Origin of the sequence: Nucisporomicrobium flavum, from assembly GCF_016464385.1 — a bacterium.
In the GTDB taxonomy this organism is placed as follows: Bacteria; Actinomycetota; Actinomycetes; order Mycobacteriales; family Micromonosporaceae; genus Actinoplanes; species Actinoplanes flavus_A.
The window spans coordinates 88333-105039 of record NZ_JADMLH010000005.1; the positions used below are offsets into that span (position 1 = coordinate 88333).

Below are 16707 nucleotides of genomic sequence, written 5' to 3' on the forward strand. Positions count from 1 at the left end.
ACTTGAGAACGGCCTGAGCCGGCGTTGAGGTGGCGGGCCGAAACACCGGGCATGACTGTCGCACACCTCATCGCCGTTCCTCCCTTCGTCGTCGCCGGCCCCGCCCCGCGGGACTTCTGGTCACGGGGCCAGGCCGCCGTCGAGTTCACCGTGGTCATCCCCTTCCACAATCCGGGCGCCTCGCTGCGGCCCACCGTCGAGCGCCTCGCCGAGACGCTGTACGCGCAGAACATCTCGTTCGAGATGATCGCGGTGTCGGGCGGCTCCAGCGACGGTTCCGAGCAGAGCCTGGCCGAGCTGCCCTGGATCCGGGTCATCAACGACCCCGACGTCCGCGACAAGGGCGCGGCGCTGCAGACCGGCGCGGCGGCCGCCCACGGCGCCTGGGTCGGCGTCGTCGACGTCGACGGCGACGCCGAGGTGGACCCGTACGAGCTCATCGAATGCCTGCACCGCGCCCGGGAGAACGAGGCCGCCCTGGTCTGACGCCCGTCCGCACCACACGGCCCCGGCCACGCCCAGCGTGCCGGGGCCCGGTCATGTCCGGACCGGTGCGGCCGGGCGGCTTGCCCATCTCTTGAAACCCGTCTGAGACTCGCTTGAGGATCGGCGCCGATCTGGACGGCATGACGCTCACCGTGCCTGTACCGCCCACGATGCGGAACCTCCAGGAAGTGATCCACTCCCGGGCCATCCAGCCCACCTTCCAGCCGGTCGTGCATCTGGAGGACGGTGTCGTCAAGGCCTACGAGGCGCTCGCCCGCTTCGACAAGGAGAAGTTCCCCAGCCCGGCGGACGCCTTCGCCGCCGCCACCCGGGCGGGCGTCGGCGTCGAGCTGGAGCTGCTGGCGCTGCAGCGGGCATTCGCGCACCTGGACGAGATGCCGGCCGGCGCGTGGCTGAGCGCGAACCTGTCGGTGGAGGCCCTGCTGACCCCCGAGGTCAGCGCGACGCTGCTGGCGCACGCCTCCCGGCGCATCGCGGTCGAGCTGACCGAGCACGCCCAGGTGCACGACTATCCCGCCGTGGTCCGGGTCACCGAGGCCCTGCGCGCCGCCGGCATCCTCATCGCCGTCGACGACGCGGGCGCCGGGTTCGCCAGCCTGAGCCACATCCTGCAGCTGCGCCCCGACATCATCAAGCTGGACATCACGCTCACCCGCGGCATCGACGCGGACCCGGTGCGGATGGCGCTCGCCCGCTCGCTGGTCGGCTTCGCCCAGGACATCGGCGCCATGCTGATCGCCGAGGGCATCGAGACCGTCGAGGAGCACGAGAAGCTGCGGGCGCTGGGCGTACGGCTGGGCCAGGGGTACTTCCTCGCCCGGCCCGGCCCGCTGCCCGACCGCGCCGAGATCGAGACGCCGGCGCTGCGTACCCGGGCCTAACTCTTCGTTTCCGCGCGCCGCGACCGATAGGACCTTCGGACCACGTCCCGTCTGCGCAAGGAAAGTTGGAGGTCACGTGTCCAGGCCGCGTGCGCTCGTCGTCGAGGACTCGCCCGAGTTCATGCTGCTCTGCCGGCATCTGCTGGAGAAGGAGGGCTTCGAGGTCGTCGTCGCGACCGACGGTCGTGGCGCGGTCGAGCAGGCCCAGAGCCAGAAGCCGGACATCGCCATCCTCGACCTCGGCCTGCCCGACGTCGACGGCATCGAGGTGTGCCGGCAGATCCGGCAGTTCACCGACGCGTACATCGTCATGGTCACCGGGCGCACCGACGAGCTGGACAAGGTCGTGGGCCTGTCCGTGGGCGCCGACGACTACGTGACCAAGCCGTTCTCCCCCCGTGAGCTGGCCGCCCGCATCCAGGCGATGCGCCGCCGGCCGCGCACCTCCGCGACGTCCGCGCAGGGCGCGGCGATCCGCGAGTACGGCACCCTGCGCATCGACCCCGACGTGCGCGAGGTGACCCTGGACGGCGAGGTCCTCGAGCTCACCAAGATCGAGTTCGGCATCCTGGACCTGCTGTCGTCGGCCCCGCGCCGGACCTTCACCCGCGGGCAGCTGCTCGAGGACGTGTGGGGCGACAACTGGTACGGCGACGACCACATCATCGACGTGCACGTCGGCAACCTGCGCAAGAAGCTCGGCGAGTCGGCCTCGGCGCCCCGGTACATCCGGACGCTGCGGGGCGTGGGCTACCGCTTCGAACCCTCCGGTACGTAGACCCTCAGGCGCGGTGGCGGGCCGGGTGGCGGTAGCGCTGCGCGAGCCCCGCCGCCGCGACCGCGTTGCGCCGCCGCAGCCACAGCACGGCACCGGCCAGCGCAGCCACGGCACCGGCCCAGGGCGCGAGGTCCTGCACGCCCCGCCCGGTCGTGGGCGGCGGCACCGAGCCGACGAGCGTCCGCAGCGCCCCCGTGGGCGTCTTGCCCACCGCCAGCACGCTCGTACCGGTCGAAAGTCGTGCCGCCGAGCCCGCGCCGACCGGCAGCACCGTGGTGTCCACCGTCGGGGCCGGAGCCGGGGTGGCACCGGCGACCACCAGCACGCGCAGCGCACCCGAGGCGTCCGCGATCACGGACCGCTCGGCGGCGGCGCCCACGCGCAGGTTCACCGGGGATCCGCCGCGGAAGCCGACGGCGTACACGGCCAGGCCGTCACCGTCGGTGTCGGCGCCGGCGGGCTGCTTCCACTGCACGGTCAGGGCGTCCGCGGTGCCGCCGTACCCGGGCCCGTCGGCGAGCGCGACGCCCGGGGAGACGACGGCACCCAGCAGCGCGGCGGCCAGCAGCAGCGGGCCTGACCTGGGCGTACGGGCGACGTTCACCGGTTCATCGTGACACGCCCGGGTTGCAGAATCCGACGGCGCTGAACCCGGTCCGCAACCTTGCCGCCACCTTGAAGATCACTAGAGGTTGCATTGAGGTGCCCCGCCGATCGACTCGGGCATGACCGTCACGCTGCACCCCGTCTCCGCCCGTACCGCTGCTCCGGCCGGCACCCCCCGCACGGCGTCGCTGTTCGACGCCACCCGCCTGTGGGCACCGGCCGACGCCGCCGTCGAGCTGACGGTCGTCGTGCCGTTCTACAACCCGGGCGCCGCGCTGCGCCCGACCGTGCAGCGGCTGGTCGCCTGCCTGACCGCCGAGCAGGTCGGCTTCGAGGTCATCGCGGTCTCGGACGGCTCCACCGACGACTCGGAGCGCACGCTCGCCGGCATTCCCGGCGTACGCGTCATCAGGAGCCCGGTCAACCAGGGTAAGGGTGGCGCGCTGCACCTGGGCTTCGCCGCCGCCCGCGGCGCGTGGATCGGTTTCGTGGACGCCGACGGCGACATCGACCCGGCCCACCTGGCCGAGTACCTGCGGGTGGCGCGCGAGGGCGGGCACGCCGGCGTCTACGCCGACAAGCGGCACGCCGCCTCGGCCAGCGCCTCCTCGCCGTTCCGCAAGCTGGTCTCGGTCTTCTACTCGACGCTGGTCGCGCTGCTGTTCCTGCTCGGCATGCGGGACACCCAGACCGGCTGCAAGGTGCTGCGCCGCGACGTGCTCGCCGACCTGCTGCCCCGGCTGCGCGAGCGCCGCTTCGCCTTCGACCTGGAGTTCTTCGTCGCCGCCAAGGCGGCCGGCATCGGCGGCTTCGTCGGCGCGCCGGTCCGCCTGGAGGAGCGGGTGGCCGGCTCCACGGTGACCAGCCGGGCGATCCTGCGGACCATCCGCGACACGTTCGTCATCTTCGCCCGGCTGCACCTGACCGGTCAGTACCGGGCGGCCGGCGCTCACGCCGCGCAGCGTGAGCAGGCTGTGACCGTCCCCGCCGCGTGGACCGCTCCGGTCGCCGAGGCCGCCTGACCTCCGGGGCGTCGCCCCACCACCAGTGCCACAGCTCCCGGCGGTGCTCCACGAGACCCGCTGCCATCAGCACCGCCAGCGACAGCAGGGAGGCGGCGAGGCCGAGCCGCAGCCACCGCCACGGCAGGTAGTGCACGGAGAACGCGGCTTCACCGGCGTCGATCGCGACCGTCCCGGCCGCGGTGGCCCGGGTGGGCCGGTTGCCCGCCGACCAGCCCGCTGACCACTCCTCCGGGATCACCACCCAGCCCGGCGTGCCGGCCTCCACCCGCCAGCCCGTCGAGCTCAGCCGGCGGACCCCGCCGGAGGCCGGCGACGGCAGCGGTTCCCGCGCCGCCCCGCCCGGCAGCACCGCCTCGGTGCCGAGCCCACCGCGTGCCGCCAGCCGGACCGCATCGTCGTATCCCCCGCCGCGGGCGCCGACGACCCGGCCCGTGCCCTGCGCCTCGACGCGGTAGACGTCCAGGTCGGGCGTACGCAGCACCCGCCTCAGGTCCGGCTGCGCGGCGAGCCAGCCGTACTCGTCGGTCTCGCGCTCGCGGGCCAGGACCACGTAGCGCACTCCGAGGGGCGCGACGAGCCGGCCGAAGGCACCGCCACCGCCGACCGCGACCAGGCGCTGGACGTACGCCATCCGCCGCGACACCGAGTTGGTGCGGACCGGGCCCAGTTCCACCGCATCGCTGCTGATCACCGGCCGGCGGAAGAACGCCCCGGCGGGGGTGGCGACCGTCCGGTTGCCGGTGAAGCCGAACGGCTGGTACTCGTGCCAGGGCAGGAACAGCACCGACTCCGTACCCGAACCCATGATCTTGTCGGCGGCGTACCAGGACTCCGGGTACCGGCTCACCGTGACGCTGCCGCCCAGCCCCCAAAGCAGCGAGGGGGCGACCACGGCGTACACCCCGGCGACCGCGACCAGGGAACCCGCGGCGGACAGGCGCGCCACGACGGGACGGGCCGAGCGGCAGACGCCGTACAGCGCCTCCACCGCCACGCCGATGCCGACCGCGTACGCGAGCATCGTCAGCGCCACCCACTTCTGTTGCTCGCGCATCGCCGCGAACAGCGGGAGCACGTCGAAAGCGGTGCGGTACGCGCCGCCGAGCGGGCCGTGGATGCCGGCGCCCAGCAGCACCCCCACGACGGCGAGCGCGGCCAGCGGCGCGCCGGCGACCGGGCCGCGACGGCACAGCCGGGCCAGCCCCGCGACGGCGGCAAGCACCATCACCGCGGCGGGGATGAACCCGAGGGACACCTGCGGGCTGCTGTCGGCCGCGCCGCGCCAGAAGCCGCGCAGCGACGCGAGGGTCGCCAGCAGGCCCCCGGGCCCGGCGTGCGGGGCGTACACCTCGAGGTCCTGCCCGCCCACCCGGACGGTGAGGATCGCGCTGAGCAGCAGGGCCACCGCGTACGAGTAGATGCAGGCGGCGGCCGCGACCACGAAACCCAGCCGGATCAGGTCACGCCGCCGGGGACGCGGCAGCACCGTGACGGCCAGCAGCGCCACCCCGCCCAGCCAGGCCGCGTGCGGGCCGACGGCCATCGCGAGGGCGTACCAGCCGGCGGGCCGGGCGGCGAACCAGCGGTCCCGGCGCCGGGCCCGGACGGCCGAGGCCAGCAGCCAGCTGAGCAGGGCGACGGACAGCAGGAACGCGACGTGTCCCGCCTGGATCCGCTCCACGACGAACGGGTTGCAGCAGGCGAACAGCGCGGCCGGGTGGCGGCGGCGACGGCCGCCCGCGGCGAGAGCGGAGACGCCGGAGGCCACGATCGGGAAGTACGCGAAGATGATCAGCCAGCTGGTGGCGCCGGCGCCGACCACCGAGCGGAGCGCGTGGGTGATCAGCCGGTACGGCAGCGCGTCCAGGGCCGCGGGGTCGAGGCCGTAGAGCCCGGGCGTGATCGCCTGGTGCGGGCCGGACACCCAGTCGAGCAGGAGCAGGTATCCCTCGCGGGTCCACGGCGCCACGACGGCCGCGCCGACCACCACTCCCAGCAGCGCCGACTCCGCGGTGAGCCGGGCCGAGCGCGGATCCACTCCGGGCAGCCACCGGTGCCGCGGTCCGGTGCGCGCCGCGGCGGGCCGGCTCGCGGTCAGGGTCACCGGGGGCGGCGCCGCGGGGCGTGCGCCGCCTGCACGACCGCCGCCACCAGGGCCGCGAGCGGGTCGGCCGTGCCTCCCGAGCTGTCCACCACGAGCTCGGCGTGCCGGGCCGGGCGCTCGGCCAGCAGGTCACGGAACCGTTGCTGCTGCCCGGCCTGCTCGGCGAGGCTGCGCTCAGGCTTACGGCGGTGGATCACCTCGGCGGGGGCGTCCGGCAGCACGAGCAGGTCCGGCGCGGGCACGACCCATTCGGCGACCCGGGCGGCCGCGGAGCCGGGCCAGGGCGATTCGCGCAGGTCGTACACCCAGCGGTCGGCGATGACGACTCGGCGCCGGGCCACCGCGGGCGCGACTACGCTCAGGTACCGCCAGAGGTACTCGCCCGCGTAGAACCAGGCCGCGACCCGTCGCAACGCCTGGCGATCGGCCTCCGGCGGGGCCGGTGCGTCGTCGGGTCGCGGTGCCGTCGAGCCGACTTTCAGCACGCGGCGGGCAAGCGCCACGCCGGGCAGGTTGCCGCGGGCCATGCCGAAGTAGGCGGAGGCGCTGGGCAGGCCGTTCCGCGACAGCCGCTCGTGCAGCTCGGTGGCGACCGTGGACTTGCCCGAGCCGTCCGTGCCGACGAGCGCCACCACCACGCCACGGGTCCGCAGGCCGAGCGGGCCCTTGGCACCCGCCGCCGGCAGCACCGCGCGACGCTGCGCCCAGGTCGCCGCCACCACCCCGGGAGCCAGGCTGCGGGCGACCAGGCGGATCCGGGCCCGCCGGGGCAGCGAGGCGGACGGCGCCGCGCCCTTCGCCACGGCGATGAGCTCACTCGCCACCGCCGGGCCGAGCTGCGCGGTGAGGCCGTACGCGAGCGCGCGGCGGTGCCCGGGGTCGGCGTCGGCCCAGGCGGCGCGGGCCTCGTCGAGGCGGTCACGGGTGGGCAGCCGGCCGCGCAGCACCGGGCGGACGAGCAGGTCGGCCATGGCGGCTGCGCCGGTGAACCGGTGGGTCACCGGATCGATGGTGGCGTGGGTGCCCGGCACCAGCAGCACCGGGCCGACGCACAGGTCGCCGTACGTGACGTCGACGACCGCGGGACCGGCCGGGGTCTCCACAGCCACGCTGATGTGCCGCAGCCGGCGCCGGTCGAGCGCCTCGGCGACCCGCGCGCACGCGAACCTGCGGCCCAGCACGGCCACGGGATCGTCGTCCGACGGCTCCCCGGCGTACCAGATGTCCAGGTCCTTCGGGCCGGTACGGGCGGCCCAGCGCCGCTCCTCGCCCACCTCGCCCTGCCAGGCCCACCGCTGTCCGGAGGCTTCCAGCGCCTCGGTCACCGCCGCCACGATCGCGGCGCGGCCGGGCGCCGCCGCGGTGGTCCGCGGCGGTTGCGGGGCCGTCTCTGCCTGCCGGTAATCGGTCATTTCCCCCCGATTATGGATCTCCGACGCAGCCGGCGAGAGAAGCTTGCGAAAACCGGCCCGGCCGTCGATAGAGACGATGTGCCTCCACTCCTCGGCCGCCTCGCGCGTCTCGCCGCCCGTGGCGCCGCGCCGATCGCCGCCGCCGTGGCCGTGCAGAGCGCCGGCAACCTCGCGTTCCACTCGGTGGTCGGCCGGCTCCTCGACCCCGGCGCGTACGGGGCCCTCGGCGCGGTGCTGTCCGCGATGCTCATGCTCGGCGTGCCGCTGGGCGCGCTGCAGACCGCCGCGTCCGCCCTGGTCGCCGAGCACGGGCTGACCCGCGACACGGTACGGCGCACGCTGCGCTCGGTGGCCCTGTGGTCGCTCGGGCCCGCGCTCGTCGTGCTGCTGTGCGCTCCCCTGCTGCGCGACTACTTCCACCTCGCCTCGGTCGCCGAGGCCGCGCAGCTGGGGCCGTACCTGCTGGTGGCGGCCGTGGTGGCGGCGGCGCGTGGGCTGCTGCTCGGCGACCGGCGCGTCGGCACGGTGGCGATGACGTACGTGGTCGGCACCGTCGCCCGCCTCACCCTCGGCCTGCTGCTCGTCGTGCCGTTCGGGGTGACGGGCGCCCTGGTCGGCACGGTCGTCGCCGAGGCCGCGTCGCTGATCGTGGCGGCCGGGCCGCTGCGCCGGCCGGACGGCCCCCGGGGCACCGCCGCGCTGCGCCTCGGCGCCGTCGCGCACGCCGGCTTCGCCGTGACCGGGCTGTTCCTGTTCTCCACCGCCGACCTGCTGCTCGCCCGCCACCACCTCGGCGACGACGCGTCCGGCGCGTACGTGGCGGCCGCGACCGTGGCCAAGACCGTGCTGGCGCTGCCCGCGGGCATCATGGCGGCCGTCTTCCCGCGTCTGCTGTCCGCCTGGCCGCTGCCCGGCCGCGGGCGCGCGCTGGCCACCGGCGGCCTCGCCGTCGCCGGGCCGGCCGTGCTCGGCGCCGCCGTGATCGTCGCGGTGCCGTCGCTGGTGCTGCGCGTCCTCTACGGCGACGGGTACGCCGACGCCGGCAACCTGGTCCGCGCGCTGTCCGCGATCGCCGCGACGACGTCGCTCGTGACGCTGCTGACGAACGCGGCGCTGGCCCGCAAGGCGTGGACCATCGCGGTGCCGTGGGCCGGCGCGGCGCTGGAGGTGGCGCTCATCGAGGTGTGGCACGGCTCGCCCGCGCAGATCGCCGCGTGCTCGGCTCTTGCGCTGGCCCCGACGCTGCTGCTGATGGCGGTGCTCGAGGGGCGGCTGTGGGCGCGCCCGCCCCGGTCCGGCCCTCAGGTCGCCGCGGCGGATGCCGATCCTTCCCGTACCGCCGCTACCGCGGCCTGACCTGCGGAGTCGACTCGTGCGCATCCTCGTCCTGAACTGGCGCGACCTGGCCCACCCGGAATCCGGCGGCGCCGAGGTCTACACCGAGCAGGTGCTGCGCCGCTGGGCGGCCGCCGGGCACGAGGTGACGCTGTTCGCCGCGGCCGTCGCCGGTCGCCCCGCCGCCGAGCTCGTCGACGGCTACCGCGTCGTCCGGGCCGGGAACCGCTTCACCGTGTACCGCGAGGCGCGCCGGTGGTGGGACCGGTACGGCCGGGGACGCTTCGACGTGGTGGTCGACGAGACCAACACCGTGCCGTTCCACGCCCACGAATGGGTCCGCGACGGCGCCCGCACGATCGCCCTGGTGCACCAGACGTGCGAGGAGATCTGGCACATCAACGCCCCGCCGCTCGCCGCGCAGCTCGGCCGGTACGTCCTCGAACCGAACTGGCTGCGCCGCCTGGCCGGGGCCCCGATCCTCGCCGTCTCCGAGTCGACCCGAGACGCGCTGGCCCGCTTCGGCGCCCGCGACGTCACGGTGGTGCCGGAGGGCTACGAGCCGCCCGGGGACCTGCCGCGGGTCGCCAAGGAGGCGACGCCCACAGCCGTCTTCTGCGGCCGGATGGTCAGCTACAAGCGGCCGCGGGAGGTCATCCGCGCGGTCCAGCTGGCCCGGCGCGAGGTCCCGGACCTGCGGCTCTGGATGATCGGCGGCGGCCCGCTGCTGGACCGGCTGCGCCGGGAGGCCCCCGCGGGCGTCGAGTTCCTCGGCCGGGTGCCCGAGGAGACCAAGCACGACCGGATGGCCCGCGCCCACGTGCACCTGGCGACCAGCGTCCGCGAGGGCTGGGGCCTGGTGGTCACCGAGGCCGCGGCGATGGGGACCTCGACCATCGCGTACGACGTGCCGGGGCTGCGCGACTCCACGCGGGCGGCGGGCGGGGTCGTGGTGCCGCCGGAGCCCGAGGCGCTGGCCCGCTGGCTCGTCGAGCTGCTCCCAGGCCTGACCACCGCCGCGCCCGCACCCCTGCCGTACGGCGGAGCCCACTCGTGGGACGACGTCGCCACCACCCTGCTGGCCGCCGTGGACCAGCACGCCCGCGTACCGGACGGCGTCCGCGCCGCAACCCCCGCCACCGACAGGAGTATCCGTGAGAATCAGCTTCGTGGTGCCGACGCGTAACTCCGCGCGCACCCTCGACGCCTGCCTGGCCTCGCTGCGCACGCAGACGCACCCCGACGTGGAGGTGCTCGTGGTCGACAACGGCTCCACGGACGCCACCACGGAGATCGCCGCGCGGCACGCCGACCAGGTGCTGCAGTGGGGCCCGGAGCGCAGCGCCCAGCGCAACCACGGCACCGACCGCAGCACCGGCGACGTCGTCGTGTTCATCGACTCCGACATGGTGCTGGAGCCGCACATCGCCACGCAGATCCACGACCGGTTCACCGCCCGCCCCGAGGTGGGCGCGCTGATCATCCCCGAGCGGTCGTTCGGCGACGGCTTCCTGGCCCGCTGCCGGCAACTCGAGAAGCACCTGTACGTCGGTGACGAGGCGGTCGAATCCCCCCGGGCGTTCCGCCGCGAGATCATCGACAAGCTCGGCGGCTGGGACGAGAAGCTCACCGCGGCCGAGGACTGGGACCTGGCCGACCGCACCCGCGAGGTGACCACCGTCGGCCGGGTCACGGCATGGATCTGGCACGACGAGGGCCACATCAAGCTGCGGGCGACCTTCGCCAAGAAGCGCTACTACGGCCGCTGGATCGACCAGTATGTCCGTATGCACGCCGACTCCAGCGGAAGCAAGTTCGCCCGTACCGCGCTGCTGCGCAAACCCGGCAGGCTGCTACGCCACCCGATGCTGACGGCCGGCCTGGCCACGCTCAAGCTGACCGAGGCCGCCGGCCTCGTCATGGGCATCCGCGACAGCCGGGCCGCAGCGTCCGCCTCGGCCTCGGCCGGGTCCGCCTCGGCCGGGTCCGCCTCGGCCGGGTCCGCCTCGGCCGGGTCCGCGTCGCCCGGGTCCGCCTCGGCCGGCACGCGGTGAGCCCGCGCGTCGCCCACCTCATCGCCGAGTTCTCGGCGCACGAGGCGATGGGCCGTACGGTCACCGAGACCGCCCGGCGCGTGCCGGGCGAGCACCACCTGGTGACCACCCGCGCCCACGACGGCCGCGACGCGTTCACCGAGGTCCACGAGCTGGGCGGCGGCGTCACCACGTTCCCGCTGGGCCGCGCCGCCGACCTGGCCGGGGCGCTGGCCCGCATCAGCCCGGACGTCGTGCACCTGCACGCCGGGGCGCTCGGCCCCCTGCAGGCGGCCATGGCGGTGCTGCGGCCGTACAAGACGGTGCTGACCGCGTACGCGTGGCCGACCGTGCCGGGCCCCATGGCCTGGCGCCGGGCCACCCTGGCGGAGATGCGCGCGTCCAACGTGCTGCAACCGCGCGTCGCCCTGACCACCCTGCTCCCCCCGGCGGTCGCGACGGCCGCCCTGCGCCGAGCCGGCGTCACCACGGTCCTCACCCCGGACCCCCGAGTCGCCGCCCGCCTCGGCGGCCACCCGGGCATCACCGTGACCCGCCTGCCCTCGGGCGCCCCGGCCGACGACCGCCGCGCCCGCTACGACCGCGACAACCCGACCATCGTCTTCGCCGGCCGCGCCGAGAGCGTACGCGGCCTGGACACGCTGCTGGCGGCGTTCCCCCGCGTGCGCGAACGCATCCCCGGAGCCCGCCTGCGCCTGCTGCTCATCCCCCGCCCGGAACTGCCCGCGATCCTCGCCCGAGCCGGCACGGCCGAACAGGTCGAGATCGTCACCGAGACGGTCCCGGACCTGCTGGCCGAACTGGCCGCGGCCCAGGCAGGCACCTGGCCGTTCAAATTCGACTACACCACCTCGCCGCCGGCGATGGCGGTCGCCGAGGCCATGAGCGTCGGCCTCCCGGTGGTCGCCACGGACGTGGCCTGCGTACGGGCAGTCCTCGACCCGGACGTGAACGGTCTGGCAGTCCCACCGGCGGACCCGGTCGCGCTGGCTGACGCCCTGGTACGCGTCCTCGGCGACGAAGTGACGTGGCGGCGGTTCGCGCAGGCGGGGGTGCGCTCGGTCCGGGAACGACTGGGCTGGGACCGCGCAGCGGCCGTGACAGCAGAGGCATACGCGTCCACGCTCGCCGGGGCCGGCGCGGGGGCCGGGGCCGGGGCCGGCGGCGGAGCCAACGGCGGCAGCGGGCCCGGCGTCGGCCGGCGGTAACAGCACAGAACGTCTCCGGCTGGTGGACCCACGGCCGGGCGCCGCCCATTTCTGTCGACCGAGCGCCACTGACAAAGGCGAGCTTGTCCGGACCCCCTTGCCCGCGTCGCACCTCGGGGATGCCGATCGTGCGATGAACGCGCCCGTGTTGGCGAATCGCTCTCCGCGATTCGTCGATGAAAGGCGGCCGCTAACCTTTTCGCGCACTGTTGCCGGTGACTCCACAACCTGCGACAGGGTGACGCTCACCGTCACTGACGGCTCGGCGTTGACAACTCCCGGATCCGCCACCGGCCCGGTCGCCAGGACGACCGGAAACGACGGGGGCCGCGCTGCATCATCTGCCTCGGCGAGCACGCCGGGCCGCAACTCGGCATGTTCTGGCACGCAGGCCTGCACCGGGACGCTGGCCTCCTGCACCGGTCCGCTGAACTCCGCCGGTGACTCTTCCGCCGGCGCAGTGCGTGTCATCGAGCAGGCTTGACCCTGCCGACCTTCCGGCAACTGCGCATGACCGTCGCCATGCAAGCGACGCAGCTTCGTGGCATGCCGGCGGGCCAATCCCCACATACGACGGCGTGCGTGCTCCCGGCGGAAATCTTCTGCGGCCGGGGAATAGCGGCGCGACGCCGTCCGGTCACGCATCGACGCCAATTCTGCCGTGGAGAACAATTGAAGTTGCCGCACCCCCATATTGTTCCGCGGCCCGCACCACCGCTCCACTGAACGATCACCGCAAAAAAGCGACGATCGCCACAGGGAAATCGCCATCCGCTATTGGCCGCTACCGAATTTGAACACTTGCCTTCTACCCCAGCCGCCGGAAGGCTGGGTGACCCGCTCGCAATTCTGGATCGAGCGCACGTCGGCTGTCGAAGCGGAAGTGAGCCGATGGCGACTGACCAAGCGGGCAGCGTGCCGACTTACGCGGGCTTTGTGACGGGAGGCATTGGCCGGACGCCAGACGTCGGTGGTCATCGAGCCGACGAGCGCGGCGGCGGCCACCCGCCGGCGGGAAGACCGGCTGCCACTTCTGCGGGCACCGACGACAAAGGCAGGAAGCTTGACCGCTCCCTGCCACTCTCAACGTATATCGCACCCCGGGGCTTGCGGCAAGGACCGGGTGACGGCTCAGAATCGCCCGGTGAACATGGAAGGACACGAAGTCGACGTGGTCGTCGCCGGCGGCGGCCCTACTGGGATGATGCTCGCGGCCGAGTTACGTCTTCATGGCGTGGGCGTGCTCGTGGTGGAGCGGGACGCGGAGCCGAAGAAGCTCGTCCGCTCGCTCGGCCTGCATGTGCGCAGCGTCGAGGTTTTGGACCAGCGGGGCCTGCTGGATCGGTTCCTCGCGGCCGGCACGAAATACCCGGCGGGTGGGTCGTTCGCCGGCATCCCCAAGCCCGTGCCGCAAGGGCTGGACACCTCGCATCCGTACCTGATCGGCATGCCTCAGACGATCACCGATCGGTTGCTGGAGGAGCAGGCGGCTGAGGCCGGCGCGCAAATCCGGCGCGGATGCGCGGTCGTGGGCGTGAGCCAGGACGACGACGGCGTGACCGTGGCGCTCGCCGACGGGACCGAGGTGCGCGCGCGGTACCTGGTCGGCTGCGACGGTGGCCGCAGCACGATCCGCAAGCTGCTCGGGATCGGTTTTCCCGGTGAGCCCGCGCAGACGGAGTGGTTGCTGGGTGAGATGGACGCGACCGAGGCGCCGGAGCGCGTCGCCGCGACCGTGGCCGAGATCCGCAAGACCCAGCTCGGCTTCGGCGTCGGACCGACCGGTCGCGGGGGTTGGCGCGTGGTCGTCCCCGCCGCTCGGGTCGCTGATGAACGCGCGGCACCGCCGACCTTCGAGGAGCTGAGGGAACGGCTGACAGCTTTCGCCGGTACGGATTTCGGCGTGCACTCACCCCGATGGCTGTCCCGGTTCGATGACGCCACAAGGCTGGCGGACCGGTACCGGGCCGGGCGGATCCTGCTCGCCGGCGATGCCGTGCACGTCCATCCACCGCTGGGCGGGCAGGGCCTCAACCTCGGCATCCAGGACGCGTTCAACCTGGGCTGGAAGCTGGCGGCCGCGATCAACGGGTGGGCTCCGGACGACCTGCTGGACACGTACGAGACCGAGCGCCGCCCGGTGGCGGCCGACGTGCTGGACCTGACGCGGGCGCAGGCCGTTCTGATCTCCACCGACCCGGGGCCGCAGGCGGTGCGGCGGCTGTTCGCACAGCTGATGGACTTCGAGGACGTCAATCGGTTCCTCACCGAGCGGATCACGGCAATCGGCATCCGGTACGACTTCGGCCCCGGTCCCGAGCTGCTCGGCCGGCGGCTGCGGGACATGCCGATCGGCCGGGGCCGGCTGTACGAGCTGATGCGCCGGGGCCGAGGTCTCCTGCTGGACCGGACCGGGAGTCTCGCGGTGGACGGCTGGAGCGACCGGGTCGACCTCGTCACCGGCGCCGGCCGGACCTAGGCGCACCCGCCGTTCTGCTCCGCCCGGACGGGCACGTGGCCTGGATCGGCGACGATCAGCGGGCCCTGGCCGACCACCTGTCCCGGTGGTTCGGCGCTCCCCACCGACAGCCCGCGGCGACATGACAAGCGATGCCCGCACGGCTGGCCGGCCCTGACGTCTCCGCCGCTCGAGGCCCGATGACGCGAATCGCGGCCTTGAGGTCGCGCCAGCGCCCGAACCCACACCCGGCTCGGCTGTATGACGTGCGAACCCACTGCTGGCTCCGCCGCCATGACCTCGGGGCCCACTGCCAGCTGCGCGGCATCCGCCTCCGCGACCGCGCCGGGATGCATTTCAGCGCGTTCCAACCCCTCAGCCTGGCCCGGCAGCTGCTCCGACGCCGTCATCGAGCACGGCCAACTTCCCGTGCCCACCGAGCGCTGCACGTCTCCCCCGCCCCGCGAGCGATGCAGCTTCGTGGCGTGCCGGCGGGCCAATCCCCACATACGACGGCGAGCCTGCTCCCGGCGGAGATCTTCTGCGGCCGGGGAATAGCCGCGCGATGCCGTCCGGTCACGCATCGACGCCAATTCTGACGTGGAGAAAAATTGAAGGTGCCGCACCCCTACATTGTTCCGCGACACCCGCCACCGCTCCACTGAGTGATCACAGCGAAAAAGCGACCATCACCACAGCTAAATCGGCGCCCACCATTGGCCGCATCCGAGATTCAAACATTCGGTAATAAGTGGACTCTTGACGTCGACCCAAGCTATCAGAAAGCATCTGACATCGCGGCGAGAGTGAGCCGATGGCGACCGGCTGAGCACGCGGGACTGTGCCAGGAGCGGTGTTTCCGGTCCGACACGCCGGGCTGAGGTCCGGCGGGATGGGCACCGTGAGTGATGACATCGAACGTTGTGAGTCCACGGAAGAAGATCGAGGGTGACGGGCGGCAGCTGTCGCCGGAGCAGGCCGCTGCGGCGGCGATGGTGGCCGAGGCGAAGGCCCGGGGGCTGGAGCTGACGGGCCCGAACGGCCTGTTGAAGCTGTTCACCAAGAATGTCCTCGAGACGGCGTTGAACGAGGAAATGACCGAGCATCTCGGGCATGAAAAGAACCGGGCTGAGCCGGGCCGTGAGTCGACGAATGTACGAAACGGCAGCCGCGGGAAGACAATCATCTCGGACGCCGCCGGTGAAGTGCACGTTGATGTGCCGCGGGATCGGGAAGGAACGTTCGAGCCGCAGATCGTCAAGAAGCGGCAGCGCCGCCTGACTGAAGTGGATGAGATCGTCCTGTCGTTGTATGCGAAAGGAATGACGACCGGAGAGATCTCCGCTCACTTCGCGGAAATCTACGGGGCGTCGGTGTCGAAGGAAACCATCTCGAGGATCACCGACAAAGTCGTGGCCGAGATGACCGAATGGTCGACGCGGCCGCTCGACAGCGTCTACGTGGCCGTGTTCATCGACGCTATCGTCGTCAAGGTCCGCGAGGGCCAGGTCGCCAACCGGCCGATCTACGCGGCCATCGGGGTCACCGTGGACGGCCGCAAGGACGTCCTGGGGCTGTGGGCCGGCTCCGGCGGCGAGGGCGCCAAGTTCTGGATGAGTGTCCTGATCGACCTGAAGAACCGCGGCGTGCGCGATGTGTTCTTCGTCGTCTGCGACGGCCTGAAGGGACTGCCGGACACGGTCCAGGCCGTGTGGCCGGAAGCGATCGTCCAGACCTGCATCATTCATTTGATCCGGAACACGTTCCGGCTCACCTCGCGGGCGGACGCTGATGCGATCAAGCGGGATATCAAACCGATCTACACGGCGGTCAACGCCGACGCCGCCCTAGCTGCTCTGGATGCCCTCGACGAGAAATGGGGCAGTAAGTATCGGGCGATGATCCGGCTATGGCGTGATGCGTGGAACGAGTTCATCCCGTTCCTCGACTACGACGTCGAGATCCGTCGCGTGATCTGTTCGACGAACGCGATCGAATCGCTGAACGCGCGCTACCGGCGCGCTGTCCGGGCCCGCGGACATTTCCCGAGCGAGCAGGCCGCGCTGAAATGCCTGTACCTTGTGACCCGCAGCCTGGACCCCACCGGGGCCGGCCGCGCCCGATGGACGATGCGCTGGAAGCCCGTGCTGAACGCCTTCGCCATCACCTTCGGTGACCGCTGGCCGGCCGCCGAGACCTACTAACCGAAGAGCCGGAAACACCGATCTTGGTACGGACCCGAGCACGCAGTTGCCGCCACGTGCTGGCTCATGCGGGTGCGCGACGGTAGGCCCGGTCGAAACGGCGGAGCTCTCGCCAGGGCGAGGTTCGATCGGCTG

General features: G+C 73.0%; 11 protein-coding genes and 2 pseudogenes. 10 read left to right on the top strand and 3 right to left on the bottom strand.

Annotation, left to right across the window (positions count from 1 at the left end):
* Window positions 1-51 precede the first annotated feature (51 nt).
* From IT780_RS14425 to IT780_RS43100, 3 genes are all read left to right on the top strand, one after another.
* Window positions 52-486, top strand: a complete 435-nt coding sequence (locus tag IT780_RS14425; RefSeq protein WP_199512048.1) for a glycosyltransferase — start codon at window positions 52-54, stop codon at window positions 484-486.
* 140 nt (window positions 487-626) lie between these two features.
* Window positions 627-1388: an EAL domain-containing protein gene (locus IT780_RS14430; RefSeq protein WP_199512049.1), complete on the top strand. Its 762-nt coding sequence runs from the start codon at window positions 627-629 to the stop codon at window positions 1386-1388.
* A 76-nt stretch (window positions 1389-1464) separates the two neighbouring features.
* Window positions 1465-2166: a response regulator transcription factor gene (locus IT780_RS43100; protein WP_199512050.1), complete on the top strand. Its 702-nt coding sequence runs from the start codon at window positions 1465-1467 to the stop codon at window positions 2164-2166.
* 4 nt (window positions 2167-2170) lie between these two features.
* On the opposite strand, the gene IT780_RS14440 is transcribed toward IT780_RS43100, so the two are convergent.
* On the bottom strand, window positions 2171-2770 hold the full coding sequence (locus tag IT780_RS14440) for a hypothetical protein (protein WP_199512051.1): 600 nt from the start codon (window positions 2768-2770) through the stop codon (window positions 2171-2173).
* Between the two features lie 121 nt (window positions 2771-2891).
* Here IT780_RS14440 and IT780_RS41830 point away from each other — a divergent pair.
* Window positions 2892-3563: pseudogene (locus IT780_RS41830) on the top strand (glycosyltransferase family 2 protein); the annotation flags it as partial.
* A gap of 109 nt (window positions 3564-3672) precedes the next feature.
* Here IT780_RS41830 and IT780_RS14445 read toward each other — a convergent pair.
* Together IT780_RS14445 and IT780_RS42690 are read right to left on the bottom strand one after the other, a co-directional pair.
* Window positions 3673-5901, bottom strand: coding sequence for a hypothetical protein (locus IT780_RS14445; protein WP_307831188.1), 2229 nt, complete (start codon window positions 5899-5901; stop codon window positions 3673-3675).
* Window positions 5898-7313: a thymidylate kinase gene (locus IT780_RS42690; RefSeq protein WP_199512052.1), complete on the bottom strand. Its 1416-nt coding sequence runs from the start codon at window positions 7311-7313 to the stop codon at window positions 5898-5900. Before IT780_RS42690 ends, IT780_RS14445 begins: the two co-directional genes overlap by 4 nt.
* Before the next feature lie 78 nt (window positions 7314-7391).
* Between IT780_RS42690 and IT780_RS14455 the strand changes: the two genes are divergently transcribed.
* The 6 genes and pseudogenes from IT780_RS14455 (at window position 7392) to IT780_RS14480 (ending at window position 16572) form a co-directional block, all read left to right on the top strand.
* Window positions 7392-8669, top strand: a complete 1278-nt coding sequence (locus tag IT780_RS14455; RefSeq protein ID WP_199512053.1) for an MATE family efflux transporter — start codon at window positions 7392-7394, stop codon at window positions 8667-8669.
* Between the two features lie 16 nt (window positions 8670-8685).
* A complete protein-coding gene (locus IT780_RS14460) occupies window positions 8686-9834 on the top strand; it encodes a glycosyltransferase family 4 protein (protein ID WP_199512054.1) in 1149 nt (382 codons plus the stop codon).
* Complete coding sequence (locus IT780_RS42695; RefSeq protein ID WP_199512055.1) at window positions 9803-10702, top strand: glycosyltransferase family 2 protein; 900 nt, start codon at window positions 9803-9805, stop codon at window positions 10700-10702. The genes IT780_RS14460 and IT780_RS42695 overlap by 32 nt, the downstream gene beginning before the upstream one ends.
* Window positions 10699-11910, top strand: coding sequence for a glycosyltransferase family 4 protein (locus IT780_RS14470; protein ID WP_307831189.1), 1212 nt, complete (start codon window positions 10699-10701; stop codon window positions 11908-11910). Before IT780_RS42695 ends, IT780_RS14470 begins: the two co-directional genes overlap by 4 nt.
* A gap of 1150 nt (window positions 11911-13060) precedes the next feature.
* Window positions 13061-14514 (top strand): annotated as a pseudogene (gene rox, locus IT780_RS14475) (rifampin monooxygenase).
* A 777-nt stretch (window positions 14515-15291) separates the two neighbouring features.
* Window positions 15292-16572 (top strand): IS256 family transposase, encoded by a 1281-nt coding sequence (locus tag IT780_RS14480; protein ID WP_199512354.1) that lies wholly within the window; start codon window positions 15292-15294, stop codon window positions 16570-16572.
* The last annotated feature ends 135 nt before the right edge of the window (window positions 16573-16707 follow it).

What these genes read in the sequence shown, in the direction of transcription:
- IT780_RS14425 (WP_199512048.1), top strand. Translation starts at nt 52, where the DNA reads ATGACTGTCGCACACCTCATCGCCGTTCCTCCCTTCGTCGTCGCCGGC.
- IT780_RS14430 (WP_199512049.1), top strand. Translation starts at nt 627, where the DNA reads ATGACGCTCACCGTGCCTGTACCGCCCACGATGCGGAACCTCCAGGAA.
- IT780_RS42690 (WP_199512052.1), bottom strand. Translation starts at nt 7,313, where the DNA reads ATGACCGATTACCGGCAGGCAGAGACGGCCCCGCAACCGCCGCGGACC.